Raw genomic sequence first — 503 nt, 5'->3', positions numbered from 1 at the left:
CATGGAAACGATCCAACACACACTGGAACAGATCACACTCGTGAATATGTACCCTTGCTCATCACTTCTAAAAAAGATTTAAAATATGGTGAAATTAATAAGCGTTCAAGCTTCGCAGATATTGCAGCAACAATTGCAGAAAACTTTGAAGTTCAATACCACACACATGGTAAAAGTTTCTTAAAGGAGATTCTTTAATGAATAAAAAGCATCAAAAAGCTGTATTTTTATTTATATTGGCCTTTTCTTTAGTTTGGGGTATTCTTTACTGGGTTATTTTTGCATAAAAAAAGCGCGACACGTTAGTCGCGTTTTTTTCTGTTAAGCGCCATTAATCTTTCTTCTATTACATCTGTCCGATCACGAATTTTATGGCGATGTACAGTTTCATGATTCTTTATATGTATCTCATTTAAATATGATTCAAACTCAGTTATGGAATCAAAGTCTGAAGCTTCATAGAGTGCATTAAATACAGAATCAATGATTGGATAGGAAAGGGG

General features: G+C 33.6%; 2 pseudogenes. One reads left to right on the top strand and one right to left on the bottom strand.

Features of this window, described 5'->3' with window-relative positions:
* Positions 1-198: pseudogene (locus ACFQY0_RS21440) on the top strand (phosphopentomutase); the annotation flags it as partial.
* Positions 199-302: 104 nt separating this feature from the next.
* Here the strand turns inward: ACFQY0_RS21440 and ACFQY0_RS21435 are convergent.
* Positions 303-503: pseudogene (locus ACFQY0_RS21435) on the bottom strand (hypothetical protein); the annotation flags it as partial.

This window comes from Haloferula chungangensis (assembly GCF_042664875.1).
GTDB lineage: Bacteria > Verrucomicrobiota > Verrucomicrobiia > Verrucomicrobiales > Akkermansiaceae > Haloferula > Haloferula chungangensis.
The sequence above is the reverse complement of the archived record's forward strand: the minus strand, read 5'-3'. Positions and strand labels throughout refer to the sequence as shown.